This window comes from Devosia sp. A16, from assembly GCF_001402915.1.
Classification (GTDB): domain Bacteria; phylum Pseudomonadota; class Alphaproteobacteria; order Rhizobiales; family Devosiaceae; genus Devosia_A.
Genome location: NZ_CP012945.1, coordinates 940,001 through 965,602 on the forward strand (window position 1 = coordinate 940,001; position 25,602 = coordinate 965,602).

Annotated in this window: 24 protein-coding genes; 5 read left to right on the plus strand and 19 right to left on the minus strand. The window is 66.8% G+C overall.

The genetic code is table 11. The features are described from left to right. Nucleotides 1–122: 122 nt before the first annotated feature. The 11 genes from APS40_RS04675 to APS40_RS04725 all read right to left on the minus strand — a co-directional run bounded on the left by APS40_RS04675 (nucleotide 123) and on the right by APS40_RS04725 (nucleotide 11,662). Nucleotides 123–905: an IclR family transcriptional regulator gene (locus APS40_RS04675; RefSeq protein WP_055045958.1), complete on the minus strand. Its 783-nt coding sequence runs from the start codon at nucleotides 903–905 to the stop codon at nucleotides 123–125. Between the two features lie 129 nt (nucleotides 906–1,034). Further along, nucleotides 1,035–2,099 carry an LLM class flavin-dependent oxidoreductase gene (locus APS40_RS04680; protein ID WP_055045959.1) on the minus strand — a complete coding sequence of 355 codons (1,065 nt, stop codon included), beginning with the start codon at nucleotides 2,097–2,099 and terminating at the stop codon, nucleotides 1,035–1,037. After that, nucleotides 2,096–3,169, minus strand: a complete 1,074-nt coding sequence (locus APS40_RS04685) for an NAD(P)-dependent oxidoreductase (protein WP_055045960.1) — start codon at nucleotides 3,167–3,169, stop codon at nucleotides 2,096–2,098. Before APS40_RS04685 ends, APS40_RS04680 begins: the two co-directional genes overlap by 4 nt. Before the next feature lie 12 nt (nucleotides 3,170–3,181). Beyond that, nucleotides 3,182–4,570, minus strand: coding sequence for an NAD-dependent succinate-semialdehyde dehydrogenase (locus tag APS40_RS04690; RefSeq protein ID WP_236884195.1), 1,389 nt, complete (start codon nucleotides 4,568–4,570; stop codon nucleotides 3,182–3,184). Next, entirely contained in the window at nucleotides 4,570–5,424 is an 855-nt protein-coding gene (locus APS40_RS04695) for an amidohydrolase family protein (protein ID WP_055045961.1), read from the minus strand. The genes APS40_RS04690 and APS40_RS04695 overlap by 1 nt, the downstream gene beginning before the upstream one ends. Nucleotides 5,425–5,430: 6 nt before the next feature. Further along, nucleotides 5,431–6,555 carry a mandelate racemase/muconate lactonizing enzyme family protein gene (locus APS40_RS04700; RefSeq protein ID WP_055045962.1) on the minus strand — a complete coding sequence of 375 codons (1,125 nt, stop codon included), beginning with the start codon at nucleotides 6,553–6,555 and terminating at the stop codon, nucleotides 5,431–5,433. Next, nucleotides 6,552–7,085 (minus strand): VOC family protein, encoded by a 534-nt coding sequence (locus APS40_RS04705; protein ID WP_055045963.1) that lies wholly within the window; start codon nucleotides 7,083–7,085, stop codon nucleotides 6,552–6,554. The genes APS40_RS04700 and APS40_RS04705 overlap by 4 nt, the downstream gene beginning before the upstream one ends. Nucleotides 7,086–7,096: 11 nt before the next feature. Beyond that, nucleotides 7,097–8,353: a Gfo/Idh/MocA family protein gene (locus tag APS40_RS04710; protein WP_156342835.1), complete on the minus strand. Its 1,257-nt coding sequence runs from the start codon at nucleotides 8,351–8,353 to the stop codon at nucleotides 7,097–7,099. Between the two features lie 27 nt (nucleotides 8,354–8,380). Beyond that, nucleotides 8,381–9,208 (minus strand): carbohydrate ABC transporter permease, encoded by an 828-nt coding sequence (locus tag APS40_RS04715; protein WP_055045965.1) that lies wholly within the window; start codon nucleotides 9,206–9,208, stop codon nucleotides 8,381–8,383. Beyond that, nucleotides 9,205–10,155, minus strand: a complete 951-nt coding sequence (locus tag APS40_RS04720; RefSeq protein WP_055045966.1) for a carbohydrate ABC transporter permease — start codon at nucleotides 10,153–10,155, stop codon at nucleotides 9,205–9,207. The genes APS40_RS04715 and APS40_RS04720 overlap by 4 nt, the downstream gene beginning before the upstream one ends. Before the next feature lie 157 nt (nucleotides 10,156–10,312). Next, complete coding sequence (locus tag APS40_RS04725; RefSeq protein ID WP_055045967.1) at nucleotides 10,313–11,662, minus strand: extracellular solute-binding protein; 1,350 nt, start codon at nucleotides 11,660–11,662, stop codon at nucleotides 10,313–10,315. A 387-nt stretch (nucleotides 11,663–12,049) separates the two neighbouring features. On the opposite strand from APS40_RS04725, the gene APS40_RS04730 reads away from it, so the two are divergent. Further along, complete coding sequence (locus APS40_RS04730; RefSeq protein WP_055045968.1) at nucleotides 12,050–12,370, plus strand: nuclear transport factor 2 family protein; 321 nt, start codon at nucleotides 12,050–12,052, stop codon at nucleotides 12,368–12,370. A 225-nt stretch (nucleotides 12,371–12,595) separates the two neighbouring features. Further along, complete coding sequence (locus tag APS40_RS04735; RefSeq protein ID WP_236884196.1) at nucleotides 12,596–13,534, plus strand: IS110 family transposase; 939 nt, start codon at nucleotides 12,596–12,598, stop codon at nucleotides 13,532–13,534. Nucleotides 13,535–13,717: 183 nt separating this feature from the next. Here APS40_RS04735 and APS40_RS04740 read toward each other — a convergent pair whose 3' ends face one another. The 5 genes from APS40_RS04740 to APS40_RS04760 all read right to left on the minus strand — a co-directional run bounded on the left by APS40_RS04740 (nucleotide 13,718) and on the right by APS40_RS04760 (nucleotide 18,899). Then, on the minus strand, nucleotides 13,718–14,881 hold the full coding sequence (locus APS40_RS04740) for a serine hydrolase domain-containing protein (protein WP_055045969.1): 1,164 nt from the start codon (nucleotides 14,879–14,881) through the stop codon (nucleotides 13,718–13,720). A gap of 181 nt (nucleotides 14,882–15,062) precedes the next feature. Then, entirely contained in the window at nucleotides 15,063–15,830 is a 768-nt protein-coding gene (locus APS40_RS04745; protein WP_055045970.1) for an ATP-binding cassette domain-containing protein, read from the minus strand. Beyond that, the gene (locus APS40_RS04750) at nucleotides 15,830–16,873 is read right to left on the minus strand and encodes an ABC transporter permease (RefSeq protein ID WP_082434189.1); all 1,044 of its coding nucleotides are present in this window, start codon (nucleotides 16,871–16,873) and stop codon (nucleotides 15,830–15,832) included. Before APS40_RS04750 ends, APS40_RS04745 begins: the two co-directional genes overlap by 1 nt. A 268-nt stretch (nucleotides 16,874–17,141) precedes the next feature. Then, complete coding sequence (locus APS40_RS04755; RefSeq protein ID WP_197279436.1) at nucleotides 17,142–18,134, minus strand: substrate-binding domain-containing protein; 993 nt, start codon at nucleotides 18,132–18,134, stop codon at nucleotides 17,142–17,144. A 114-nt stretch (nucleotides 18,135–18,248) separates the two neighbouring features. Next, entirely contained in the window at nucleotides 18,249–18,899 is a 651-nt protein-coding gene (locus tag APS40_RS04760; protein WP_055045973.1) for a GDSL-type esterase/lipase family protein, read from the minus strand. A 149-nt stretch (nucleotides 18,900–19,048) separates the two neighbouring features. On the opposite strand from APS40_RS04760, the gene APS40_RS04765 reads away from it, so the two are divergent. The 3 genes from APS40_RS04765 to APS40_RS04775 all read left to right on the plus strand — a co-directional run bounded on the left by APS40_RS04765 (nucleotide 19,049) and on the right by APS40_RS04775 (nucleotide 21,573). Then, nucleotides 19,049–19,789: a FadR/GntR family transcriptional regulator gene (locus APS40_RS04765; protein ID WP_055045974.1), complete on the plus strand. Its 741-nt coding sequence runs from the start codon at nucleotides 19,049–19,051 to the stop codon at nucleotides 19,787–19,789. Nucleotides 19,790–20,027: 238 nt separating this feature from the next. Continuing rightward, entirely contained in the window at nucleotides 20,028–21,017 is a 990-nt protein-coding gene (locus APS40_RS04770; protein WP_055045975.1) for an XdhC family protein, read from the plus strand. Beyond that, nucleotides 21,010–21,573 carry a nucleotidyltransferase family protein gene (locus APS40_RS04775; RefSeq protein ID WP_055045976.1) on the plus strand — a complete coding sequence of 188 codons (564 nt, stop codon included), beginning with the start codon at nucleotides 21,010–21,012 and terminating at the stop codon, nucleotides 21,571–21,573. Before APS40_RS04770 ends, APS40_RS04775 begins: the two co-directional genes overlap by 8 nt. A gap of 315 nt (nucleotides 21,574–21,888) precedes the next feature. On the opposite strand, the gene APS40_RS04780 is transcribed toward APS40_RS04775, so the two are convergent. Genes APS40_RS04780 through APS40_RS04790 form a run of 3 tightly spaced genes read right to left on the minus strand, consistent with a single transcriptional unit; the run spans nucleotide 21,889 to nucleotide 25,495 of the window. Next, nucleotides 21,889–24,024, minus strand: a complete 2,136-nt coding sequence (locus APS40_RS04780; protein ID WP_055045977.1) for a xanthine dehydrogenase family protein molybdopterin-binding subunit — start codon at nucleotides 24,022–24,024, stop codon at nucleotides 21,889–21,891. Then, a complete protein-coding gene (locus APS40_RS04785) occupies nucleotides 24,021–24,974 on the minus strand; it encodes an FAD binding domain-containing protein (RefSeq protein WP_055045978.1) in 954 nt (317 codons plus the stop codon). Before APS40_RS04785 ends, APS40_RS04780 begins: the two co-directional genes overlap by 4 nt. Beyond that, nucleotides 24,971–25,495: a 2Fe-2S iron-sulfur cluster-binding protein gene (locus tag APS40_RS04790; RefSeq protein WP_156342836.1), complete on the minus strand. Its 525-nt coding sequence runs from the start codon at nucleotides 25,493–25,495 to the stop codon at nucleotides 24,971–24,973. Before APS40_RS04790 ends, APS40_RS04785 begins: the two co-directional genes overlap by 4 nt. Between the last annotated feature and the right edge of the window lie 107 nt (nucleotides 25,496–25,602).

Sequence of the window (25,602 nt, forward strand, 5' to 3'; positions counted from 1 at the left end):
CCCGCCAGGGGGAGGGAGACGATAGCCTCGATATCGGTGTGAGGGTCTCCCTCCCCCTTGCGGGGGAGGGGACAGGGGTGGGGTCCACAGCCACCGGCTTCGCAGCACTCGCCCCCACAGCCTCAGGTATTCCCACCCAGCCGATGGCTGAGCTTGTCGGCCAGCGCCCGCACCGCGTGGCTGACCTGCGCCCGCGAAGTGTCGTTGACCTCGCCGCGCAGCAGCCCGATGGCGATGCCGGCCACCGCATGGTCGTCGCTGGCGTTGAACACCGGGGCGCCGAAGCACACCATGGCGTCGCGCAGCTGTCCGTCGTCGATCGAATAGCCGCGCTGACGCGTCTCCTCGAGCTCGCGCATCAGCGTCTTGAGATCGGGCACGCTCTGCTTGGTCCAGGGCTCCGGCCACTCGTCGCCGAACAGCGCTTCGACTTCCTCGGGGCGCATCGTCGACATCATCGCTTTGCCGGTGGCGGTGAACGGCGCCGGCAGGCGCACGCCGGGCCGGAAGCTGACGCCGAGCGGATCGGTGCCGCGCCGGCAGGCGACATACATCACCTCGCGGCCGGTGAGGATCGAGAGGTTGATCGCCTGCTCCGAGATCAGGTCGGTCGCCTCCGCGATGCGCATGAATTCCTGCGTCAGGTCGCTCTGGCCCTCGAAGGCGTTGGCCCAGCTCAGGACGTGCGGCCCCACCGCGAACTGCGACGGCCCCACCCGCATCATCAGGCCGAGATCGACGAGCGTGTGACAAAGCCCGTGCACCGTGCTCTTGGGCAGATCCAGCATCCGCGCCAGCTCCGACACGCCCTTGGGCTTGCCGCCGGTACTGAGCGCATCGAGAATCTTCTTGGTCCGGACCAGCGCGGGGACGGCCTTGCCCCGCTGCTCGGTGTCTTCGATCATCGGCTATCCATTCTCCATGCCCCGAGTTTAGGCATTAGCGAGCCGGGGGACCAGCGTGCAAGTGCACCGGTCTCTCCGGGATCCTCCCCCGCCCCGCGGGGGAGGATTGCCGCACCGCCGGTGCACGTCTCACCGAAACCCCGGCGCGACCTCCTCCATGAAATACGCCATCCCATCCGTCTCCGGGGCATCCATGAACCACAGCATCAGGTGGTCGACTCCTTGCCCCCGCAACTCGACGATCCGTGCCTTCGCCTCTTCGGCGGTGCCGATGATCCACGGTCCGGTCATCGCCTCGGGCAACCGGTCCACCCTGCCCGCGACGAAATCGGTCACTTCCGGCTGCGGCTCGCCCGATTTGGTCTCCACCATGCGCTCGACCAGCGACGCTACCTTGCGGCGCAGCGAGGTCAGATCGGGCGCCACCAGGATCTGCGTTTCGAAGCTGATCTCCACCTCGGCGCGCGAACGCCCGGCCCTCGCCAGCGACGCATCGAGCAGCGCCAGCCGGCGGGCCAGTTCGGTCAGCGTCACCGGGGTACTGTTCCAGCCATCGGCGATACGGCCGCTGAGTTCGATCACCGGGTCGAACGCTTCGCCCAGCCATACCGGGATGTGCGCCTGTTGCGGCTTGGGCGCCAGTTGCGCCTGCCTGAGCCGATAGAACTTGCCGTCGAAATCGATCGGCCTGTCGGCGGCGTAGAGCGCCTTGATCAGGGTTATTGCCTCTTCGAGCCGCTCGACCCGCGCGTCGTGGTTGTCGTCCCAGTCGAGGCCATAGGCCACCTGTTCGGGGCGACCCATGCCGGCTTCGAAGAAATGGATGAAGCGCCCGCCGGAGAGGTGGTCGAGCGTAGACATCATCTTGGCGGCAATCTGCGGCGCGCGGAACAGGTTCGCCTGGTGGATCAGCCCCAGCTGCGCCCGGCTGGTGGCGCCGGCGATCATCGCCAGCGTGGTCCAGCCCTCCAGCACCGCCTGCTCGCGCCCCAGCATCAGGTGGTCGCAGACCCACAGCGAGTCGAAGCCCAGCCGCTCAGCCTCGCGGGCATTGCCGAGCACATCGACATCCTCGATGCGCGCCACATTGGGCACCCGAAACAGCCCCGGGCTCGGCATGGCAAAGGCCGGCACGCAGTAGCCCATCTTGAGCGTCCCCGCCTGACGGCGGGCAGCGAGGTCGGCCGCGATCATGGTTTCACTCCGGCGCGCGGCACCAGGTCGTGCCGGGTGCGGTGCCCGGCGAACTTGCGGGCGATCTCGTCGGCGGCGAGCGTCAGGAAGCGCGGGCCACAGGGTGCCGTGACCCCGGCGATATGCGGGGTGAGGAACACGTTGTGCATGGTCCTGAGCGGCGAATCCGCCTCCAGCGGTTCGGGGTCGAACACGTCGAGCGAGGCCACCACGTCGCCGCGCTCGAGCCGCCGGATCAGTGCAGCCTGGTCGACCACCGCGCCGCGCGACACGTTGACGAACACCGAGCGCGGCCGCAGCAGGTTCAGTTCCTTCTCGCCGATCATCCCCTTGGTCTCGGGCGTCAACGGCACCAGCGAGATCACCACGTCGCAGTCCATCACCTGCTCCAGCGAAGTCAGCGTGATGTCGTAAATGTCGGCGAGGACGCGCGGTGCGTAAGGGTCGAAGGCGTAGATATCGGCCTGGAACGGCTGCAGCAGCTCGATCAGCCGGCGGCCGATATAGCCGGCGCCGATCAGCCCGACGCTGCGGCCGGTGAGCTCGCCGTTGAAGCCGGGATCGGCAACGCGCTCTTCCCACTTCTGGAACAGCACCTCGCCCCCGATCATCCGGCGGAACAGCGCCCCGGCGTTGCGCAGCCCAATCATTGCCATGGCCAGCGCCCATTCGGCCACCGGGTAGGACGAGCCATTGGTGGTGTCGACCACGGTGACGCCGCGCTCGGCTGCGGCGTTGACGTCGATGCGCTGGCTGAAACGATCGCCCTCGACCTCGGCGATGAACTTGAGGTTCGGCAGCCGATCGAGGATAGCGCCGGTCAGCCGCGGCGAGCCGTGGCAGACCAGCAGCGCATCGAGCTTCTCCGCGAACGCCACCAGCTTGTCGATGGCCTCGGAGTTTTCGGGCGGCGCCTCGTCCCAGCTCGAGGGTTCGTCGCACAGGTGATGTTCGAAGCTGCCGAGGCTCTGCAGCGCCTCGATCGCTTCGGCATCGGCCATCCGCTTGAACGTATCGGCGTTGCAGGCAAAGCCGACGCGCAGCGGTCTCGGCAGGTTGTAGATCGTCATTCTTGTGCCTCGTCAGCCAATCCACACGGTCTTGGCGTTGGTGAATTCGGTGATGCCGACCTTGCCGAGCTCGCGGCCATAGCCGGAGGACTTGATGCCGCCGAACGAGATATGGGCGTCCGAGCGCACCATGTCGTTGATGAACACGGCGCCGGCTTCGACGCTCTGCTCCATCCGCCGTGCCCGCTCCTCGTCGCGCGTCCACACCGCCGCGGCCAGCCCGAACTCGGTGCCGTTGGCGATGCGCAGCGCCTCGGCCTCATCGGCAAACGGCAGGATCGGCGCCACCGGCCCGAACAGCTCCTCGCACGCCGCGACATTGTCGTCGGCGACGTTGGTCAGGACGGTCGGGGCGAAGAAGAAGCCCGGTCCATCGACCGTGCCGCCGGCCAGCGCCACCCGCGCCCCCCCGGCAATGCTGCGCTCGAGCTGATCCTGCAGTCCGGCGCGGAGGTCGGCGCGAGCCAGCGGCCCGAGTCCGTGCCTCTCGTCCAGCGGGTCGCCATAGCTGAGCTTGCGCGTCGCTTCGACGAAGGCCTCGGTGAAATCGGCGACGATCGATTGCTCGACCAGGAAGCGCTTGGCGCAGACGCAGCTCTGCCCCGAGTTGTTGTGTCGCGCCGCCACCGCCATTTTCACCGCCGCGTTGAAATCGGCATCGGCGAAGACGATGAACGGGTCGGAGCCGCCAAGCTCCAGTACGGCTTTCTTCCCCGCCGCGCCGGCGAGCCCGGCGATGGTCCGCCCGGCCCGCACGCTGCCGGTAACGGTGACGCTGCGGATGCGGCTGTCGGCGATGAGCTTCCCCACCGTCGGATGGTCGACGCGGAGGTTCACCAGCACGCCGTCCGGCATCCCCGCTTCGGCGAACACCTGCTCCAGCGCCTCGGCGGAAGCCGGCACGTTCTCGGCGTGCTTGACCACCGTGGTGTTGCCGGCGAGGAAGGCCGGCGCGAAGAAGCGGATCACCTGCCAGAACGGAAAATTCCACGGCATGATCGCAAGGATCGGCCCCAGCCCCTCGTAGCGCACCCGGCTGCCGCGCGCCGGGCTCTGCACGTCGAGCGGCTCCAGCCAGCCCGGCCCGAGTTCGGCGGTCGTGCGGCAGGTTGCAGCGCATTTCCTGATCTCGCCGCGCGCCTCGTTGATGGGCTTGCCCATCTCCAGCGTCATCAGCCGCGCGAACGCTTCGAGATTGGCCTCGAGTCGATCGGCCAAGGCCAGCAGCAGCTGAGCGCGCTTCTCGATCCCCGCAGCACGGATGCTGCCCCAGGCGGCAAAGCTGCGTTCGAGCGCCGCTTCCACTTCCGCGCCGTCATGCAGGCGATAGCTGCCGAATTGCTCGCCGGTGGCCGGGTTGAGCGAACGGAACATGGTCTCGGGGCGCGCGGGCGCGTTCATCAGCTGGTCCTCGTTGGCGCGGCTTGATCGAGCAGCCGCTTGAGTGTGCCGCCCAGGACCGGCGCGAGATCGCCCGCCCCCAGGAACCGGCAATGTACGCGCACGATTTCGAGCGCCTGTTTGTAGGTCATGGCGCGGCTGAGCGCCGGAAAGTCAGACCCCCAGCAGAGCCGCTCGGCGCCGAAGGCGGCATGGAGTCCCTCGGCGATCCACATGGCGCCCGGGTGCGGATAGTCCCAGCCATTCTCCAGCCCCACCGCATAGTGGAAGCCCGAAAGCTTGATGTGGACATTGGGATACCTGGCGAGCGTCGCGATCGCTTCGAGGTCGGAGCGCGGCGCCGTCGCACCGATGCCGCCCATATGGTGCAGCAACACCACCAGGTCGGGGTTCTCTATGCAGATCGCCCCGAGATCCGCGGCCCAGGCCGGCCCCATTGCGATCGAGGCGATGAGCTTGCGCTCCGCCGCCAGCCGGAAGAAGGCCCTGCCCTCGTCTGAGCGGAACCAGCCATCGTTCTCGCCCACATAGTGGGTGAAGCCCTTGATGGGCAGCGTCTCCGCCGCCACCTGCAGCCGCTCCACCGCCCCCGGCGTGTGATATTCCGGCGACCAGGCGCAATCGACATCGGCGAACTGATGCAGCCGGGTGGGATAGCGGCGCACTGCCGCCGCCCCATAGGCATTGTTGTCCGGGTTCTTCTCGATCCGCGCCGAAACGATCACCGCCTCGGCGACGCCGTTCTGATCCATCTCGTGGATCAGGTGCTCGACCGACCCCTTGGTCGCCTCGTCGGGGACCTCAGGCTCGTACGGCCAGCGCGCCCAGGCATGAGTGTGGCTGTCGACGATCACGGGCGGCTACCGGAAGGCCACCGAGCCGTCGGTCTTCAGCGAGGTCGGCGGCACCTTGCTGATGACGGGGATGGTCTTCAGCCCCTCGTGATCGAGCTCGACGCCGAGCCCCGGCGTCTCGTTGGGCAGCCAGTGGCCGTCGATGACGGGAACGATCGCCTTCACCGCCCTGGTCCAGGGCGCGCGATCCTGCAGCATGTGCTCGGTCACTTCCCAGTTCGGCACGGCAAAGCCGAGCTGCACCTGCGCCGCCGTCGCCACCGGGCCCGAAGGCACGGCGTGCGGGATAATGCCCTGGTGATGCGCCTCGGCCAGCGCGCAGATCTTGCGGGTGCCGGTGATGCCGCCGGCAATGCCGACATCGGGCCGGATATGGTGCACCCCGCCATGTTCGACATACTCGCGGAACTCCCAGATCGAGGTGTTGCGCTCGCCTGCCGCCATCGGCACCCGCGACTTCTGCGACACTTCGCCGAAGCTCAGCACGCTGTCGGGCGGAATCGGGTCTTCGACGAAGAGCGGCCGGAACTGCTCGAACTCCCGCACCGCGGCGATGGATTCGCCCAGCGCCATGTTGCGGTGCAGTTCGATGCCGATCTCGACATCCCAGCCCACCACCTCGCGGATCAGCGCCAGGCGCTCGACCATGTCCTTCACCTTGGCGCCGAACGCCATCAGGTGGTGCTCGGGCTGGTAGACCATCACCTTGAGTGCGGTATAGCCGTCTTCCACTGCCGCCTTGCAGCTTGCCGCCACTTCCTCGGCCGTGCCGTAGGGGATCACCAGCATGGCGCGCACCTTGTCGCGCACCCGGCCGCCGAGCAGGTCCCACACCGGCGCCTGGTAGTGCTTGCCCTTGATGTCCCACAGCGCCTGGTCGATCGCCGAGATGGCGCCGCCAATGGCCATGCCGCGCATCGAGTAGGCGCGGTAGAGGCTGAGGTTGTGGTACTCGATACGGAACGGGTCCTCACCGATCAGCCGCTCGCCAAAGCCCTTGGCCACCGACGCCGTCGCCTCGGGGAAGCCGAAGAAGGTGGATTCGCCGACGCCTTTCAGTCCGGTATCCGTCGTCACTTCGACGAACATCCAGTTATGCGCGACGTAGGTATCGATACGCTCGATCTTCACTTTGCTTCCTCGGGATAGACGAATAGCGGTGTCCGGCGGGTCGCCGGTGGACTGATCAGCTCGAGCACGAGGCCGTTGAGCTTGGGTGAGGTGAAATAGACGAAGGCGCCGCTGCCATCGCCGCCGAAGCCGCGGGCAGATTGCAGGCGAGTAAAGCCGGCGGCTTCGAGCTCGGCCACCGCCTCGGCATGGTTCTCCATCACGTGGATGCCGATATGGTTGAGGCCCTCGCCGGAGCTCTGGAGCTGGTCGGCAAAGAAGGACGGGCCGGTGGTGGGCTCGACCAGTTCGAACTGCACTCCATCCTTCCAGGCGAGGGCGTGCTTCAGGCCGAACTGGGCGGGCGCACCCTTGTAGGTCATGTCCTTCAGGATCTCGGGCGTATACTCCCACGCCGTCCAGGGGCCGATGCGGAGGAGGTCCCACCATTGCCTGGTCGCGGCCTCGAGATCGCGCACCACGAAGGCGATCTGCTTGGGGCCGAGCTTCTGGACGATCAGCGGCAGGGCAGCGAAAGCGGCATCGGTCATCTTGTCCTCCGTCAGGCGGCGTTCGACTTGGGCAACAGCCCGAGATCGGCGTCGATCTCGTCCTGATAGGTCGAAACCTGGCTCGACAGCACCTCGTCCATGCTCACGGCGCGGCCGGCAATGCCGCTCTCATAGGCAGCAAGCACCGAGGCGACGGCAGTGAGACCGCCCTCGCCGTCCACCTCCGGCGACCGGCCTTCCATGATGGCGGCGGCGAAATCGTGGATCTCGATGGCGAGGAGGCCGGAATCCGTCTCGGCCCAGTCCAACTCGTACGATACCCCGCCATAGAGCTTCTGGGTCAGCTCATCGAGTTTGAAACCGACCTTGTCGGCCAGCGCCTGCCCCGTGAGGTCGCCCTCGGCGGTATGAAGGATCGGCGCCTTGCCGGTACGGTCGTTGAAGATTTCGAGCGAGCCCTGCTGCCCGTGCACAGTGCGCTGGTTGTAACCCTTGCCCGGGCCCGAGGCGACGAAGGCCATCTGCACCATCAGGCCCGACTGCATGGTGAAGGTCGCGGCGAACGAGTCCTCGCCGGTCGCGGTAATCTGCTCCGGGATTTCGAGGAAGCGCTTCAGGTACGCCTCGGTCTGCATCTCCGGCTTTTCCTGCCGGCGGCGGATCGGCTCGGCGATGAAGCCCTTGCCGAATGCCGCCTGGAACGGCCCGAAATAGTATTGCACGATGTCGGTCAGATGCGCGCCCATGTCGAGCCCGATGGCGCCCTTGTCCTTGAAATGCCGCCACGGCGTGATGATGATCCGGTCATTGCCGCCGATCATCGTCTGCACCATCAGGTGGATCGGCCCCAAGACGCCGGAATCGATCACTGCCTTGGCGAGCCGATTGGTCGGGTCGCGCCGGTAGTTCTCGGCCGTCGCCAGCACCGCTCCGCCGGCCTTGGCCGCATCGATCAGCGCCTGGCAGGAGCGCACCGTGAGCGCCAGCGGCTTCTCGCACAGCACGTGCTTGCCGGCGCGCAGGGCCGGCAACACCACCGACAGGTGGCTGAATGCCTCGGTCACCACGTCGAAGGCCGCGATCTCCGGATCGGCGACCGCGTCGTCGATCGAAAGATGGATCTTCGGCCGGTAGCCGAGCAGCTTTTCGGCCTCGCCGGCCACCCGCTCGGCATTGTCCTGCCGCACGTCGCACACCGCGACGAGCCGGACATTGCTCAGGCCCGAGCGCTGCAGCCGGGCGAAGCCCTGCACATGCCGGCTCCCCATGCCGCCGCAGCCGACGAGGCAGACTGGTACTGTAGTCACGTTACGCTCCAGCTAGTTCGGTGACAGCTATTCCTTCAACGAGCCGCCGAGGCCGTTGATGAAGTAGCGTTGGCAGAGAATAAAGAAGATGATGATCGGCAGCGTCGAGAGGAGCACCGCCATCATGGCGATGTTGGGCGGCGTCTGCGAGAACGATTGGCCGAGCCCGGCCAGCGCCAGCGGCAGCACCCGCATGTCCTTTTCTGTCGTCGAGATCAGCGGCCAGGCATACATGTTCCAGGCGGTCAGCACCGTCACTGCGGTATAGGCGGCGATCGGCGGGCCGGAGAGCGGCAGCACGATCCTGACGAACACCTGGCCCCAGTTGGCGCCGTCGATCTTGGCCGCATCGAGAATCTCGTTCGGCATCGAGACGTAGAACTGCCGGAAGATGAACACGCCGAAACTGGTCTGCGCGATGATCGGGATGCACAGGCCCATGAAGGTATCGAGCCAGTTGAGGTTGCGCACCAGGATGAAGGTGGGAATGGTCGCCACCTGCCCCGGCACGAACAGCGTCAGGATGAACAGCCCGAGCAGCGCCCCGCGGCCGAGGAACTGCATCTTGGCCAGCGCGAAGCCGGTCATCACCACCAGGGTCAGCTGGCAGATGGTGATCACCGCGGTGAAGATCACCGAGTTCACGATCGCGGTGGTGTCGAGAAAGGCGAGCGCCGCGAAGACGTTCTCGAAATGCCACTCGGTCGGCCACCAGGTCGGTGGGTAGGCCACCACCTCGCGGCTCGATTTGAACGAGTTGATGATCATCCAGTAGAACGGCGCCGCCATTAAGAGGCCGAAAAAGATCACCGTCGAGATGTGGAAGCGGCGACGCCAGTGGTGTCCTGCACTCATACCGGATCTCCATTGGTGGGGCGCCGGCGCGGCGGGTTGAAGATCAGCGCGAGGATCGTGACGATGACGAACAGCACCGTCGAAAGCGCCGAGGCATAGCCGAGCCGCAACTGCGCGAACGCCAGGTCGTAGATGTAGACGGCAAGGATGTCGGTCGAGTTGAGCGGACCGCCCTTGGTCATCACGAAGGCGATATCGAAGCTGTCGAAGATGATGCCGCGCAGCGTCAGCACGAGGATCAGCAGCGTCACCGGCATGACGTTGGGCCAGATGATGTGCCGCAGCTTGGCCCACGGACCGGCGCCATCGATCTCGGCCGCTTCCAGCAGCTGCGGGTTAATCTGCTGCAGCGCCGCGAGGTAGAGGATGATGCCGAGCGGCAGTCGCAGCCAGACGATCACCAGCGACAAGGCCGGCATCGCCCAGGTGGTATCCTGCAGCCAGTTGGGCCCGGAAATGCCGAAGAAGCTCAGCAATTGCGCGATCGGGCCGACACGCGGATCGTACATGAACTTCCACAGCACCGCGGACGCCACCAGCGAGATGACGATCGGCAACAGGTACATCGTGCGGAACACGCTGTAGCCGGGGAAGTTGGTGTTGATCAGCACCGCGAGGACGAACGACAGGAACACTGTCGGCACCACGCCGAGGACCAGCAAATAGACGGTCTTCGACACCGAGTTGATGGCGCGTGCGTCGTTCAAGAGCGCGACGTAATTGTCGAAGCCGACGAAGCGCGGCTCGTAGATCAGGTTCCAGTCGAACAGGCTGAGCGCCAGGCCCCAGACGATGGGGATGACCATGAACACGGTGAACAGGATCACGTTGGGCCCGACGAACAGGGCGGCCCAGAACGGGGAATCGGCGCGGCGCGATCTGCGACGCGGCGCGGGCCGCGACACTGCGGATATGCCGGCCTCGTCGGCGGTGTCGGTCTTGCTCAAAGGGGTCGATCCCGTTGCAGAAAGGAGAACCGGCTGCGGGAGGGGGCAGCCGGTTCCGAAAGCGAGATCGGGAAAGCCGTGGGACTTTCCGTTTCGATCTCGCGGCAGAACACCAGCTGCCGCCGCTGAAGGAGCGCGGCGGCAGGCCTTGCTCTGATCAGCCGCCGGCCGCCATGACGCGGGCCATCGCCTCGTTGATCACCGCCTCGGCGGCCTTGAGTGCATCGGCCACCGGCACGTTGTTCAGCACCACGGCTTCTTCGGCCTTGGCGAGTTCGGTATCGACCACCACCTGCACGTCGGCGGGGATCGAGGTCGGGTTCATCGCGCCGTACTGGATCGACTCGGCGAACACGCGGTTGTCGTATGGAGGTCCGGGCAGCTCGGTCCAGATCGGGCTGTTGTAGAGCGCCTCGACCGGCGGCACCGTGCCGTAGCCGGCGGCCAGGATCTTCATGCCGCCATCCTCGGAGTAGAACCAGTTGAGATAGTCGTAGGCGAGCTCCTGGTTGTTCGCCATGCCCTGCGGGGTGATCGCTTGGGCGATCGACCCCATGCCGGTCTTGCGCACGCCGTTGATCTTGGGCTCGAGCGCCACGTCCCAGTCGTCGGTAGTGACGGAGCGGATGAGCGGGGTCAGCGCCCGCACCGACTGCAGCATCGACACGGTGCCGGCGCCGAACGCTTGGTAGCCGCCGCCGAGCTGGTTCTGCTGTGGGGTCGAGGCGAGGACGCCCGCCTTCACCTGGTCCCAGTACATGGTGAAGACCTTGATCGCCGCTTCGGTCTGCAGCTTGTACATGTTCTTGTCGTCGAGCAGCGTATCGCCGAAGGCTTCGATGCCCGGGACGTACGTCGCGTGCCACGGCACCGAGGCGGCAAGGCCGTAGCGGGTGGTGACGTTGCCGTTCTTCTGAGTCAGCTGGGTCGCGACCTCGATCTGCTTTTCGAACGTCCAGTCGTCGTTCGGATAGGGGATGCCGGCGTCGTCGAAGTGCTTCTTGTTGTAGTAGAGCACCACGGTATCGGCGCCGATCGGCAGGCCGAAAATGCCGTCCTTGTTCGGACCGGAAGTGACCAGGTACTGGTCGAGGAAGGGCTTGGCCAGCGAGGTCATGGTGACCGGGCCGCCCGAGGTCAGGAACGGCCGCATGTCGGCCGTGACCTGCGCATTGGCGAACTGCGTCGCGAAGATGTCGGCAAGGTAGGTGATATCGGGGAGCTTGTTGGCGAGGCGGCGCGACAGCAGCGTCTGGCGCAACCCGTTGCCATCGCCCGGCAGGATCGAATAGTCGATCTTGACGCCAGGACGGGCCGCTTCATAGGCAGCAAACACCGGCTTGATGCCGGTTTCGGCCCAGTCGAGGATGCCGATCGACAGCGTGCCGCTGGTCGGCTGCGCCAGGGCGAAATGGCTGCCTGCGGCCAGCGCGAACGGCGAGGCCGCAAGGCCTGCGAGAACGGCACGCCGGCTGGGCGAAAATTGCGTTAGGGTGGTCTTGGACACGTTGCTTTCCTCCCAAGGAACACGAGCGGCTCATCGCCTCCCGGGCATCGGGAGGCGTGATGATCGGTCGGGGACGGGCGAGGCTTCGTGCCGGCGATTGGCGCGCCTGTCGTTCACTATGCTGAACGCCTATCCATAGGTTGAACGATGACACGGGTAGCGATCCGTGGTCAAGCGGCTGCTGCACGCATCCGCTTGCTCAAAAAGTCGTAGGGAAATGGGAACCGACGGTCGGTCGGTTTGGTGGGGCTATGGGCTCGAGCCGGCGCGCTTGCGCCCCTCACCCCGCGGTGAGGGCTAGCCAAGCACCCCAGGGGCAGCAATCTTGCAGCACCAGTGACCTGCTGTTCGCCAACGCCGAACGTTACACCGACCGGAGCCCCGCCTATGAGTACCACGCCGTCCGCCATCCAGCGCTTCATCGAGACGACCAATGCCGGCGACACCGCTGGCTTCCTCGACGCCTTCACCGAGGACGCCTTCCTCAGCGACTGGGGCCGCGACTTCACCGGCCGCGCCGGCATCGCCAACTGGAACGAGACCGACAATATCGGGGTGCAGTCGAAGTTTCGGCTCATTGAGGTCGAGCCGAATGGCGCCGATGCCTACACGGCGCGGCTGGCGGTCAGCGGCAACGGCTATAATGGCGAGGGCACAATGGCGTTCACGCTGAGCGGCGGGCGGATTTCGCGGTTGGTGATCAGTTAGTTACCACCCGAGTCCTCAGTCCCTTCTCCCCTTGTATGTTCCGTTTGTGGGTGGATAGTGATCAGATCTGACCCTGCAGGTTCTGGTGTTTTTCCGGGGCCTGTGGTCGGGGGGCGTGTGTCTCCCCTGAGCGTTCGAGCTCGTCCTTGAGCGTACGCCTCCGGCCCTTCGTGACGATCTCGAACGGTTGGTTGGGCTTTGGGCCCGCATACAAGGCAGAGCATCATGATCGCTTCCCCCGACTATGTCAGCGTCGACGTATCCAAGCAGCACCTGGACCTGGCCATGGCCGAGACCCCGGTGCTTCGTATTCCCAATACCCAGGCAGGGGTTCGCCGCCTGATCGTGCGGCTCGGGACGCTGAGGCGGCCGCACGTGGTGTGTGAAGCCACTGGCAGCTATACCCGACTGATGGCTCGCGAACTGGCCGAACACGGCATTGCCCTGAGCAAGGTCAACCCACGCCGGGTGAGGGATCTGGCCCGTGCCGACGGGCAGATGGCCAAGACCGATGCGATTGACGCGCAGGCCATCCTGCGCTTCGCTCGCCTCATGCAGCCACAGCCCGATCCGCACGATCCCTATGCCCTGGAGCTGACCGACCTGGTACGTCGGCGTCGGCAGATGGTGGACATGCTGGCCATGGAGAAGCAGCGCAGCGAGCACCCCGAGGGCCAGACGATCAAGGCCAGCATCAAGGCCCATATCGACTTCCTGAGTACTCAGATCGCCGCCATCGACAAGCAGATCACCGAGCACATCGCGCAGCATGCCGGCCTGCACCGCCGGGCCGAACTGCTGGCCTCCATTCCCGGCATCGGCCGGGTCACGGCAGCCGTACTCATCGCCGAGATGCCCGAGTTGGGCAGCATCGGTAACAAGCAGGCAGCAGCTCTGGCGGGGGTGGCGCCCTTCGTGCACGACAGCAGCCAGATGCGAGGCCAAGCTCATATCGCGGGCGGGCGATTGTCGGTGCGCTGCGCCCTCTACATGGCCACAATCTCAGCCATCCGCGCCAACCCACCCATCAAAACCTTCTATCAAAGGCTCCGCAGCCAAGGCAAACCAGCAAAGCTTGCCATCGTCGCCGCCATGCGAAAGCTGCTCACGACCGCAAACGCCATCCTCGCAAACGACGCACCTTGGATCCCAAGCCCAGCTTGACTTCAAACACGGTTGCTCAGGGGAGAAGGTGGCCGAAGGCCGGTTGAGGGGTGAAGCGGCGCAACGAGCGCTCGCTGAGAAGCTGAACCCTCACCCGAGTTCCGCTACGGACCTCCGGTCCTAGCTGCACTACCCTCTCCTCTGAGGGGAGAGGGGCGATTGGGCGGTGCTGGCGCACCGCCCCTACCGCACAATCTCATACAACCGCTTCAGCACGTGCCGCGACCGCAAATCTTCCGGGTCGCCGCGCATCTGGTTCATCGTGTAGCTGAACCCCACCTGCTCGGTCGGCCAGCCGCCATGGATTGAGCCGCCGGCCCCCGAATGCCCGAAGGCGTCGGGCGCAGGGCCGAACCGGCCCTGTGGCGTCTGCAGCGCCCAGCCGACGCCGAACGCCATGGCTTCAGCAATGTAGGGGTCCATGAACCGGCTCTGCTCGGCTCGACCGAGCGCCACCGTCTCGGGCTTCAGGATCGTCACTCCGTCGATGCTGCCACCCAGCGCCATGCAGCCGTAATAGCGCGCCATCGACCGCGCCGTGGCGATACCGCCGGCCCCGCCGATTTCAGCCGCGTGGTAGGCGCGGGTGTTCCAGGCGAGGTCCTCTGGAAACAGCGGCGGGTTGCCCCATATCGAATGAAACACCGGGTCGGCGCGCTGCTCTTCGCTGAAGGCCTCGTCATAGGGCAACATGCCGGGCCCCAGTTCGAGCCGCCCCACCCTGGGCTCCAGCGCCTCCGGAAGCCCGATATAGGCATCGAGCCCCAGCGGCTCGGCGATCTCCTCGGCGAAGAACCGGCCGAGCGTCCGCCCGTCGATCCGCCGTACCAGCGCGCCCACCAGCCAGCCGATGGTGACTGCGTGGTAGCAGTGGAAGGCATTCGGGTCGGAGGCCAGCGGCTGCGCCGCGAGCAGCTCTTCCATCCGCTCGTAGTCGGTGTAGTCGGCGGCGCCGAGCGGCGTCACGATCCCCGGCAGGCCGGCCGAGTGCGAGGTGACGTGCCGCACCAGCACCCGGCCCTTGCCGTGCTGCGCAAACTCCGGCCAATACCGCGCCACCGGCGCATTGAGGTCGAGTTGCCCCCGCTCCACCAGTTTCAGGACGCACCCGGCGAACAGCCCCTTGGTGCCCGAATAGATCACTTGCAGCGTATCGGCCTGCCACGGCCGGCCCGGCGCCGCCATGCCGCCCCAGAGGTCGACGACGAGCGCGCCTTTGTGCACCGCCGCGAACGCCGCCCCGACATCGCCGCGCACCGTGAAGTTCCGCGCGAACTCCTCAGCCACCGCCTCGAAGCCCGGCGCGACGTGCCCCTGCACCGGCGCCGATTGGGATTGATAGTTCATTGCTCCGCCCATCGAATTTGCCTGCTCGAGACCAGCAGAGAGAGACGGCCCCCTCCCATCCTCCCCCATGAAGGGGGAGGTGCCCCGCTGGCGCATTTGGCACGATCGAAGACAGAGCCCCGACTCTTCACCTCCCCCATTATGGGGGAGGCCGGGAGGGGGCCGTCTCTATCAGTATGCATCAATCCCCATGCCCCATGGCATCGAACGCCTCGCCGCCCGCCATCAGGTTCAGCACTTCCTCGCGCGTCTTCTCGCCGCGCTTGAACTGGCTCGCCACCCGTCCCTGGATCAGCACCGTGAAGCGATCGCCGACCGAGAGCGCGTGGGTGGCGTTGTGAGTGATGAACACCAGCGCAATGCCCTGCTCGCGCGCCTGCTTGATCAGGTCGATGACGATCTTGCTTTCCTTCACCCCCAAGGCCGCGGTGGGCTCGTCGAGGATCAGGAGCTTCGCCCCGAAATACAGCGCCCGGGCGATGGCCAGCGCCTGCCGCTCGCCGCCCGACATGGTGCCCACCAGCTGCTCGGCATCGGCGATGCGGCGGATGCCCATCTGCCGGATCTGCTCGAGCGCGATGCGGTTGGCGGTCTGGTGGTCGAGCCGCCGGAACGGCCCCCAGCCCTTGGTAGGCTCGTTCCCGAGAAAGAAGTTGCGTGCCACCGAGATCAGCGGGATCGAGCCCACATCCTGGTGCACCGTGCCGATGCCGTGTGCCTGCGCATCTCTGGGCGAGCGGAAGCTCACCGGCTTGCCGTCGAAGGTGAGCGTGCCGATGGTCGGCGGCGTCACTCCCGACATGATCTTGATCAACGTCGACTTGCCGGCGCCGTTGTCGCCGAGCAGGCAATGCACCTCGCCTGGATGGGCTTCGAGGCTGACGTCATTGAGGGCGATATTGTTGCCGAAGGTCCGGGTGACGCCTTCGAGCGTCATGAGCGCAGCCATCAGAGTTTCTTCTTTCCCCGGTTCAGCGCCAGCTCGCGGATCAGGTTGTTGGTGAGCACGGCGATCACCAGCAGCCCGCCGATGAAGGTGGCGAGCCAGTCGGTCGGCCAGCCGGTGTAGAACAGGCCCAGGCTGACGATGCCGTAGATGAAGGTGCCGAGCACGATGCCGATCACCGAGCCGAAGCCGCCCGATAGCAGTACGCCGCCGATCACCGCCGCGATGGCGGTCTGGAACACGTAGCCCTGCCCCGAGGCAGCGTTGCCCTGGTTGTACATGACCGCCGACATGATGCCGACGAAGGCCGCCGACACCGCTGTCCAGATGAAGAGGATCAGCTTGACCCGCGCCACCGGCACGCCGGCCCGTCGCGCCGCATCGGGATTGCCTCCGGTGGCGAAGATCCAGTTGCCGAACCGGGTCTGCTTCAGCACCCAGGCGGCGAGGATGGCGGCGAGGAGGTACCAGAGCACGGAGACGTTGAACCCCATCCACTTGGAGCCGAGCACCGTTTCGGCCCAGCCGGCATCCTTCAGCGAGACGTTGGACGAACCCGAGATCAGTCGGCTCAGCCCCAGCGCCGTACCGGCAAGGATGAAGTTGGAGGCCAGCGTCACGATGAAGCTCGGCAGCTTCGTGGCATTGACCAGCAGCGCATTGAAGCAGCCGACCCCGACGCCCATCGCCAGCGCCATGGCGATGGTGAGCTCCACCGGCAGGCCGTAGAACCCGGTGCCCAGCGCCACGATGATCGAGGCGGCGCCGACCACCGAGCCGGTCGAGAGGTCGAACTCGCCAGAGATCATCAACAGCCCCACCGGCAGTGCGATGATCCCCAGCTCCGCCGCGGTATTGAGCCAGCCCGCCGTGCCGGCGATCGAGAAGAACCCCGAAGCGCCGCCGACGATGATGAAGAAGATGTAGATCACCAGCGCCGCAATCAGCGGCCCGATCCACACGACCCTGAGCAGGCGCTCGATGAAGCCGAAGCGGGTCGGTGGGTGAGGCGGATCGGCAATGGTGGTTTCCATGGCAGAGGTCATTTCATCAGGTCCGTCGGAGTTCGAAGGCTAGCGTGGAGAGTGAGGGACTGGCGAGGGGCGGGCACCGGGCTCTCCATATCCTCCCCCGCGGGGCGGGGGAGGGGGACCAGCGAAGCTGGTGGAGGGGGAAGCTGAGCTATCCGATAGACACCATCCCCCCACCACCGCCTTCGGCGGTCCCCCTCCCCCGCCACGCGGGGGAGGATCACCGAGAGTCTTGTGGGGGAGCTAAGGGTGAGGGCGCGTCCAACTCCCCCGCCCCTGCCCGTCAGTTCGCGCCACGCGAACCCGGGATCGATTTGTTGACCTCGAGCACGGCCGCTGCATTTTCCTGCGTCACCATATACGGCCCGACGCTGATCACGCCCGACGGGGCCATCTTGTACTTGTTGTACATCAGCGGGATCATCACCCCGTAATAGCCCTGCAGGAACGGCTGCTGGTCGGAAGCAAAGCTCATTTCGCCGGCGGCCACGGCCTCGAGCACGGCATTGCCGAGATCCATGGTGCCGAGGTCGACGGCCCGACCGGTGGCGCGCACCTGCTTGACCGATTCCAGCGCATCGACGCCCACCGCCACGCCCAGCGTCACGATGCCGTCGATGGTCTGGTCCTGCATCAGCATGGCGCTGACCGCGGCCTGCACCTTCTGGCTGTTGCCGATATCTTCGGAGGCGAGGATCACCATCTTGGCCTTGCCGCCGGCTTCGGTGACCGCGTCGATATAGCCCTGGCAGCGCTGCTCCAGCACCGGATTGGCGGCGATCTGGTTGATGCAGAGACCGTTCTTGACGCCCTTGCCGACGGCGATTTTGCCACCCTGGTAGCCCATCTGGTAGCTGTCTTCGCCGATGAAGCCGATGGCGCCGAGCTCCTTGTACTTGGCGCCGCCCGAATTGATGATGATGACAGGGATGCCTTCCGCGGCAGCCTGCTTGATCAGCGGCTCGGTCGGCTCGGGAAAGAAGTTGCCCACCGCGATGGCCGCGGGTTTGCGGGCGATCGCCGCCTCGAACATCTTGGTGTAGACGGGGACGATGTCGTTGAAATCGGCCGGCGCGGTCCACTGCGTCTTGACGCCGTAATCCTTGGTCGCCTGGTCGAAGCCCTGCTGCACGGCGCCCCAGAACGGATCCGAGCTCGGCCCGCCCAGCATGATGATCACGTCTTCCTGCGCCACGGCAGCGACCGGCGCCGCGGCAGCCAGGCCAATGCCAACTATGGCGGCGAGCGCCAGCGCGCCCAGTTTCTTCAACTTCATGATGTCCTCCCCAATGGCGGCGGCCCGCATCCTCCCGACGCGCGCCTGCCGCGAGGCGCTCATATGCGCCTTCGCCATCACGACTATTATGTATTATGTATTATGTAAAGTCGCTCAGCGCAGGTTTCGCATCGCGAGGATGGCGCGCACCTCGCCGGCCAGCGCCCTGCCGAGGATGTCGTGCGAGGCTTCATCCATATGAATGCCGTCTATGCCGGCGCGCACCACCTTGTTGGCGTCGAAATGGAAGCACCCGGTACGGTGGGCCACCTGCTCGAGATAGTGCGCATGGTCGCGGCAGCGCTGGTGGCCGATGCCCCACATTGCCGGCTCGGCATCTTCGGTGATCGCCGGGGGCGTCACCACCAGCACTTCGGGCGGATGCTCCACCATGGCGAAGTGCCCCTTGATCATCTGGATCAGCGTCAGCATGCCGCGCGCCGAGTTGTAGGCGGTGATCGACAACTGGTCCTTGAAGTCGTTGGTGCCCAGCATGACGATCAGCAGGTCCATCGGCGCGTGCGATTCGAGGATCGGGATCAGCGTGCGCGAGCCGTTCTTGTGCACCCCCTCGATCGGATCGTCGAACACCGTGGTGCGGCCGCTGAGCCCCTCCTCGACGATCCAGGCGTCCGGCCCGAGTTCCCGCCCCATCACGTTGGCCCAGCGCCGCGCCGGCACGATCCGGTCCGGCGTCTGCGCGATGTTGGCGAAGGGCGGGCAGCCCCAGGTATTGGAGTCGCCGAAGCAGACGATGGTAGGCATGAAAACACTTCCCCAGGTCGGCGACGCGGCGGCATTGCCTTGGCGACGCAGCCTGAGGTATAAATCCTACCTAATCAGAATGACAACCGGGTGGATTCGCCAAGTCGGGCGGGCCGGCCCGGCGAAACGCCGTTGGAAAGACCGCTCGCGTGACCGTCTATCGCCGCCCGGATCCGATCCCCTTGCGCCACTCGGCCGTCTCCCCGGCCGGTGGGCTGGCGGCGGTCAAGCATGAGCCGGACGATCTCAACCGGCTGGTGGCGCGCCAGATCTTCCAGGCTATCGCCTCCGGCCATTTCCCGGTCGGCAGCATCCTTCCCAACGAGCACCAGCTCAGCGCCGAACTCGGTGTCAGCCGCACCGCGCTGCGCGAAGCGATCAAGGGGCTGGCGTCCAGGGGCCTCGTCGAAACCCGTCGCAAGCGCGGCACCCTGGTGCTCCATCGCAGCCGCTGGGACATGCTGAACGCCGAGGTGATCGCCTGGTCGCGCAAGCTCGGCTCGGCGCGGGTCAGCGAAGAGCTCTGGACGGCTATCGCCAGTACCCAGCCGGCCATGGCCGCCGAAGCCGCTGGCCGCCGCCATGCCGGACGCGTCGGGGAAGCGGTGCGCAGCCTCGCCGCCGCCGGCACGCCGGAAGCGCGGCGCAGCGGGTTCGCGGCGCTGCTGCTCGAAATCGCCAATGCCAGCGGCAACCGCTTCCTCACCTCATTCACCGCCGCCTGCGTCGGCAGCCTCCTCACCGACGACGCCGCCTTCCTCGATCGCCTCGTCGCGACCGTCGACATGACGGCGCTCGAGCGGCTGGCGCCCCTGCTCACCGCCGGCAATGGCGAAGCTGCCGCCGACCTGCTGCGCCGCGCACTGCTCCGCGAAACGATCTCGGCTTAGAGCCACAGGTAATAGGATTGCGCCGCCGTTTTGGCTGAGCCCGGCCCCTGCCCACCCACCGGCTGTCATCCCAGCGAAAGCTGGGACCCAACTATCGGCTGGCGCGAGCGGTGAAATGGGTCCCGGCTTTCGCCGGGATGACATCGCGGTTGGTTCGACCATCGGCGAAGAAGCCCAGGGGCAGTGCGCTTCACTCGCAGATGTTCTACTCTCCCACGAAACCCTTCCGGAGGAGCGCATGCTGGCCAAAGCCGAGCAGGTCGACGATCTGGCGCCCGCCGCCTTTGCGGGTCTGGATCGCGAACTTGCGCCCTTCGTCTTCCTCGCTCGTGCGCAGGCCCTCGGCATTCCCGGTGCCCTCGTCACGTTGTCGGCGATCGATGGCGGCGCGCCCAAGGCGCTCGGCACCCATATGGCGGTGCTCGCCGATGGCCGGCATCTCGGCCATGTCTCGGGCGGCTGCGTCGAGCCGGCGATTGCCGCCGAGTTCGCGCCGCTGATTGCGAGCGGCGAGGACCAGACCTTCCGCTTCGGCCGCGGCTCGCGCTTCATCGATATCCGCTTTCCCTGCGGCGGCGGCGTCGACCTGATGCTGCACGCGCAACCGAAGGCCGCGTTGCTCGCCGAAGCCATCGCCCGCTTCGAGCGGCGCGCGGCCTTCGCCATCGCCTTCGACCCTGCACGCTCCACCGCCGCGATCACCGACAGCCCGGCCGCCACTGGCTGGGACGACGGCGTATTCGTCCGCCGCTACCAGCCTCGCACCCGACTGCTGCTGATCGGCCGTGGCCCCGAATTCGAGGTGATGGCCCGGGTCAGCGCCGCCGCCGAGTTCGACCTGCGGCTCGCCACCCCCGACGAGAGCTCTGCCCAGGCCCTCGCGGCGCTGAACGTGCCGATCGAAATCCTCACCACCCCAGCCCAACCGTTCGAGCTGCCGATCGACCCCTGGACGGCGACCGTGCTGCTGTTCCACGAACACGAGTGGGAAAACGCCATCCTCGCCCGCGCCGCGGTGGCGGATGGCTTTTACGTCGGGGCGCTCGGCAGCGTCAAAACCCACGGCCTGCGCCGCGCCCGCCTCGCCGCCATGGGCCTGCCGCAAGCCGCCATCGACCGCATCCACGGCCCGATCGGCTTGATCGACCGGGCTCGCGACCCCGGCATTCTGGCGCTCTCCGTCCTCGCCCAGATCTCGGCCAGCCGCGCCCAGCTCGACCGTGCCTGACCGCACCGCCGCCCTCGTCCTCGCGGCTGGCCTCTCGACCCGCTTCGGCGGCGACAAGCTGCTGCACCCCTATGCGGGCAAACCGCTGGCCGCGTATGTCGCCGATACGCTCGCGCCCATGCCGTTCGGCTGGCGCATCGCCATCGTGCCGCCGGCGCCGTCGCCACGAAGGGCGCTGTTCGCCGAACGCGGCTTCGAGCTGGTCACCAATTCCGAACCGCGGGAAGGCATGGGGTCGTCCCTGGCGCTCGGCGCGCAACATGCGATGGAGCTGGGTGCCACCGCGCTGCTGGTCTGCCTCGCCGACATGCCCAACGTTACCGGCGCGCACCTGACGGCGTTGCTTGCCGCCTGCGGTGATGGCGACGCGGTGGCCACCGGTTTCGAAGGTTCACGCGGACCGCCAGTGGTGTTCAGCAGTCGGCTGTTCCCCGAGCTCGCGGCAATCTCCGGCGACCGTGGCGCGAAGCACCTGCTCGCCGGCGCCACACTCATTGAGGCGCCACCTGGTCTGCCGCGGGATTTCGACACGCGCGGGGATTTCGACGAGCAATGAGGCACCGGTGCGCTTGGCGCCCCTCACCCCGCGGCAAGGCTTCCGGCCTTGCCGCCGCCCTTTCCCCAGAGGGGCGAGGGGACGCACCTTGCACCGGCAGTGCCACAACGCCCCTCGCCCCTTTGGGGAGAGGGCTGGGGTGAGGGGCGCCAAGCGCACAGACCCTTCGCTCCCCTCCCCCTTGAGGGGAGGGGTGGGGGGTGGGGGTGGTGAGGCGGGCATAGTGCTGACTGCACCACCCCCTCCCTCGGTCCCTCCCCTCAAGGGGGAGGGAAGCGATCGCATCGAGCATCGCGGCCCCTGCAAGTGCCGCCCCTACCCCGGCAACCCCGGCAACAGCTTCGCCAGCGTGATCGGAAAATCCCGTACCCGCACCCCTGTGGCATTGTACACCGCGTTGGCCACCGATCCCCCGGTGCCGCCGGCCCCCAGTTCGCCGATCCCCTTCACCCCAAGGTGGTTGGCCTTGTCGTCGAAATCCTCGAGCATGATGGCGTCGATCGCGGGGATATCGGCGTGGGTCGGGATCAGGTACTCGGCGAAGTCCCCATTCACCCAATGACCATGGCGGGGATCGAGCGCGCCCGCTTCCTGCAGCGCGGCGCTGACGCCCCAGATCATCCCGCCGATCAGCTGCGACCGCGCCGTCTTGGCGTTGAGGATCCGTCCGGCGGCGAACACCCCGAGCATGCGCCTCAATCGCACTTCGCCGGTATCGACATCCACCCCGACCTCGGCGAACGAGGCGCCATAGGTGTATTGCGCGTGGGTGCGGTAGTTCGGGTCCTCGGAATTATCCAGCGTCTTGCCGGTTTCCTCGATCCCCTCGGGGAAATGCCGGCGCACTTCGGCGAAGATGTCGTTGTATCCCGTCCCCGCCACGAGGGCGATTCGCGCCCGCAGTGCGGCGCAGGCCCGGTCGGCGGCGACGGTGGTGTTCGCCGCGCCCCACGAGCCACCGGCGCCGTTGCCCTTGGGGTGTTTGGTGTGGGCCAGCTCCACCTTGATCTGACTCATCGGCACGCCCAGCGCTTCGGCCACCACCTGCGCCACGATCGTGTAGGTGCCGGTGCCGATATCGGTCATGTCGGAGCGGACGATCACCAATCCATCCGGATCGATCCGCACCAGTACTTCGGCCGACGTCTGGTAGTGCCCGCGCATCGACGAGGCGACGCCATAGCCGACGAGCCAGCGGCCGTCCCGACGGCTTGCCGGTTTCGTCGGCCGGTCGCGCCAGCCGAACTGCTCGGCCCCTTCGCGCAGGCAATCGGCCAGCCGTCGCCCGCTCAGCGGCAGCCGCTTGTCCGGATCGATATAGGTGTCGTTGCGGAGCCGCAGCTCGACCGGGTCGATGCCGAGCTTGTCGGCCAGCTCGTCCATCGCCGATTCCAGCACCATCAGCCCGGGCAACTCGCCCGGACCGCGCACCGGCTCGCCCGGCTGCACATCGAGCGCCTGGTGCGCCTGCCGGGTCAGCCGGTTGGGGGCGGCATAGAGGGCTTTGCCCACCGCCGAGACGCCTTCGTCCCAGGCGTCGTCTGTGCGCACCTGGATCAGCGCATCATGGCCGAGGGCGGTCAGCCGCCCGTCCGGCGTCGCGGCGAGCCGCACCCGGCTGATCGAAGCCGGCCGGTGCCCGACGAGCGTGAAAACCTGCCGCCGGGTCAGCATCAGCTTCACCGGCTGCTTGAGCGCCATCGTCGCCATCGAGGCCAGCACCGCTTCGCAATGCAGCACGATCTTCGAGCCGAAGCCGCCGCCGACATAGGCGCTGTCGATGCTGATCAGGCTCGGATCGATGCGGAGCGTCTTGCCCAGCCCGGTGGCCAGCTGGTTGACCATCTGCGCCGTCAGGAAGAGATGCAGGCTCCCGTCCCGCCAGTCGGCGATACAGGCGTGCAACTCCATCGGCTGCGAGAAATGGTAAGGCGTGCTGTAGGTCTCCTCGACCGTCACCGGCCCCTCTCGCATCGCCGCGTCGATATCGCCTGCCCGCGAGGGCCGCCGCCAGTCGAGATCCGGTCCGAACCCGCCGAGCGCAAACGCCCCGGGTTCGACCTCGTACTCGACGTCGATCAGCCCGGCCGCCGCCCGCGCCTCTTCAAAGCTCTCCGCCACCACCAGGGCGATCGGCTTGCCGTAATAGTCGATGCGGTCGCTGGCGAGTTCGGGCCGGGTCCGGTCCATCATGTCGCCTTCGATGCCCTCGGCCGGCCCCTGCTCGGGCGCATTCTCATGCGTCCACACCAGTCGCACCCCCGGCGCCGCCTGTGCGGCGGCGATATCGATCCGCGCCACCCGACCCTTGCCGATGCCGGCGCCGAGGATGAAGCCATGGAGCGTCGGCCCGGCCTCCTGCCGTTCGGCCGAATAGGCGGCAAGTCCGGTGACCTTGATCGGCCCGTCGGTGCGGCTGATCGGTTGGCCGATAACCCCCTGCCCGATCATCGCGCCGCCTCCGTCGCCTGCGCCAGCGTCGCCTTCAGCGTCCGCCGCGCCAGCGGCAGCTTGTAGGCATTGTCTTGGGTTGGCGTCGCACCTGCCAGCGCCAGGTCCGCGGCATGGTCGGCGTCCGCTCCCCCTTCCGCCGCCGTGACCCGCCAGGGCTTTGGCGCCAGCCCGCCAAAGGCCAGCCGCACGATCTGCCCCTCACGCGCCACCAGCGCCACCGTGACATTGGCGAAGGCATAGGAGGCCCGCTCGCGCACCTTGCGGTAGAGCTGCACCCCGCCGACCGGCGCGGGCAGCGTTATCGCGGTGATCAATTCACCCGGTTCGAGCGCCGTCTCGACATCCGGCATGTCCCCCGGCAGCCGATGAAACTCGGCAATCGGAATCGACCGTGACCGCCCGCCCTTACCGACTGTCTCGACCGTTGCGTCGAGCGCCCGAAGCGCCACGCACATGTCCGAGGGGTGGCTGGCGATGCAGGCATTGCTCACCCCGAGCACCGCGAGGTTGTGCGAGAGGCCGCCAATGGCCGCGCAGCCCGAGCCCGGGCGCCGCTTATTGCAGGGCATGTCGGTATTGTAGAAATACGGGCACCGCGTGCGCTGCATCAGGTTGCCCGCCGTGGTCGCCTTGTTGCGCAGCTGCCCCGACGCGCCCGAGACCAGCGCCCGCGCCAGCACCGCGTAGTCGCGCCGCACCCGCCGGTCCGCCGCCAGGTCGGCATTGCGCACCAGGGCGCCGATCCGCAGGCCGCCCTCCGCCGTCGGCTCGATCGTATCGAGCCCGAGCCGGTTGACGTCGATCAGATGCTCAGGCGCTTCGATTCCGAGCTTCATCAGGTCGAGGAGATTGGTGCCGCCGGCAATGAACCGTGCTCCCGGCCTTGCTGCCGCGGCCTCCACCGCCTCGGCCGCGCTCGCCACCCGCTGGTAGCTGAACGGCTTCATGCGCCCTCTCCCAGATAGTCGCGGATCGCGGCGATGATGTTGGGATAGGCGGCGCAGCGGCAGAGATTGCCGCTCATCCGCTCGCGAATTTCTGCGTCGCTCAGCGGGATCGGCGCGTCGAGATCGCCGGTGACATGGCTCGGCACCCCGGCCCCGATTTCTTCGATCACCGCCAGCGACGAGAGGATCTGCCCCGGCGTGCAATAGCCGCACTGGAAGCCGTCATGTTCGACAAACGCCGCCTGCATCGGATGCAGCGCCTCGGGCGTCCCCAGCCCTTCGATGGTCGAAATGGCGTCGCCCTCATGCATCACCGCGAGGCTCAGGCAGCTGTTGATGCGCCGCCCGTTCACCAGCACCGTACAGGCCCCACACTGCCCCTGGTCGCAGCCCTTCTTGGTGCCGGTGAGCGTGAGGTGCTCGCGCAACGCATCGAGCAGGGTGACCCGCGGATCGAGCATAAGCGTATGGGTTTCGCCGTTGACGCTCAGCGTCACCGGCAAGCGAGGCGTTGCAGACATGGATTTCCCCCTCGAGAAAAGTGGGATGAAGGTAGAGCGGTTTTGGGAAAAAGCCAGTGGCAAGCACCGGCCTCTCAGTAATCCTCCCCCGCGTGGCGGGGGAGGGG

Coding starts and splice junctions, on each gene's coding strand:
- APS40_RS04675 (WP_055045958.1), bottom strand. CDS start 905: ATGATCGAAGACACCGAGCAGCGGGGCAAGGCCGTCCCCGCGCTGGTC.
- APS40_RS04680 (WP_055045959.1), bottom strand. CDS start 2,099: ATGATCGCGGCCGACCTCGCTGCCCGCCGTCAGGCGGGGACGCTCAAG.
- APS40_RS04685 (WP_055045960.1), bottom strand. CDS start 3,169: ATGACGATCTACAACCTGCCGAGACCGCTGCGCGTCGGCTTTGCCTGC.
- APS40_RS04690 (WP_236884195.1), bottom strand. CDS start 4,570: ATGAACGCGCCCGCGCGCCCCGAGACCATGTTCCGTTCGCTCAACCCG.
- APS40_RS04705 (WP_055045963.1), bottom strand. CDS start 7,085: ATGACCGATGCCGCTTTCGCTGCCCTGCCGCTGATCGTCCAGAAGCTC.
- APS40_RS04715 (WP_055045965.1), bottom strand. CDS start 9,208: ATGAGTGCAGGACACCACTGGCGTCGCCGCTTCCACATCTCGACGGTG.
- APS40_RS04730 (WP_055045968.1), top strand. CDS start 12,050: ATGAGTACCACGCCGTCCGCCATCCAGCGCTTCATCGAGACGACCAAT.
- APS40_RS04735 (WP_236884196.1), top strand. CDS start 12,596: ATGATCGCTTCCCCCGACTATGTCAGCGTCGACGTATCCAAGCAGCAC.
- APS40_RS04740 (WP_055045969.1), bottom strand. CDS start 14,881: ATGAACTATCAATCCCAATCGGCGCCGGTGCAGGGGCACGTCGCGCCG.
- APS40_RS04745 (WP_055045970.1), bottom strand. CDS start 15,830: ATGGCTGCGCTCATGACGCTCGAAGGCGTCACCCGGACCTTCGGCAAC.
- APS40_RS04750 (WP_082434189.1), bottom strand. CDS start 16,873: ATGACCTCTGCCATGGAAACCACCATTGCCGATCCGCCTCACCCACCG.
- APS40_RS04755 (WP_197279436.1), bottom strand. CDS start 18,134: ATGAAGTTGAAGAAACTGGGCGCGCTGGCGCTCGCCGCCATAGTTGGC.
- APS40_RS04760 (WP_055045973.1), bottom strand. CDS start 18,899: ATGCCTACCATCGTCTGCTTCGGCGACTCCAATACCTGGGGCTGCCCG.
- APS40_RS04770 (WP_055045975.1), top strand. CDS start 20,028: ATGCTGGCCAAAGCCGAGCAGGTCGACGATCTGGCGCCCGCCGCCTTT.
- APS40_RS04780 (WP_055045977.1), bottom strand. CDS start 24,024: ATGATCGGGCAGGGGGTTATCGGCCAACCGATCAGCCGCACCGACGGG.
- APS40_RS04785 (WP_055045978.1), bottom strand. CDS start 24,974: ATGAAGCCGTTCAGCTACCAGCGGGTGGCGAGCGCGGCCGAGGCGGTG.
- APS40_RS04790 (WP_156342836.1), bottom strand. CDS start 25,495: ATGTCTGCAACGCCTCGCTTGCCGGTGACGCTGAGCGTCAACGGCGAA.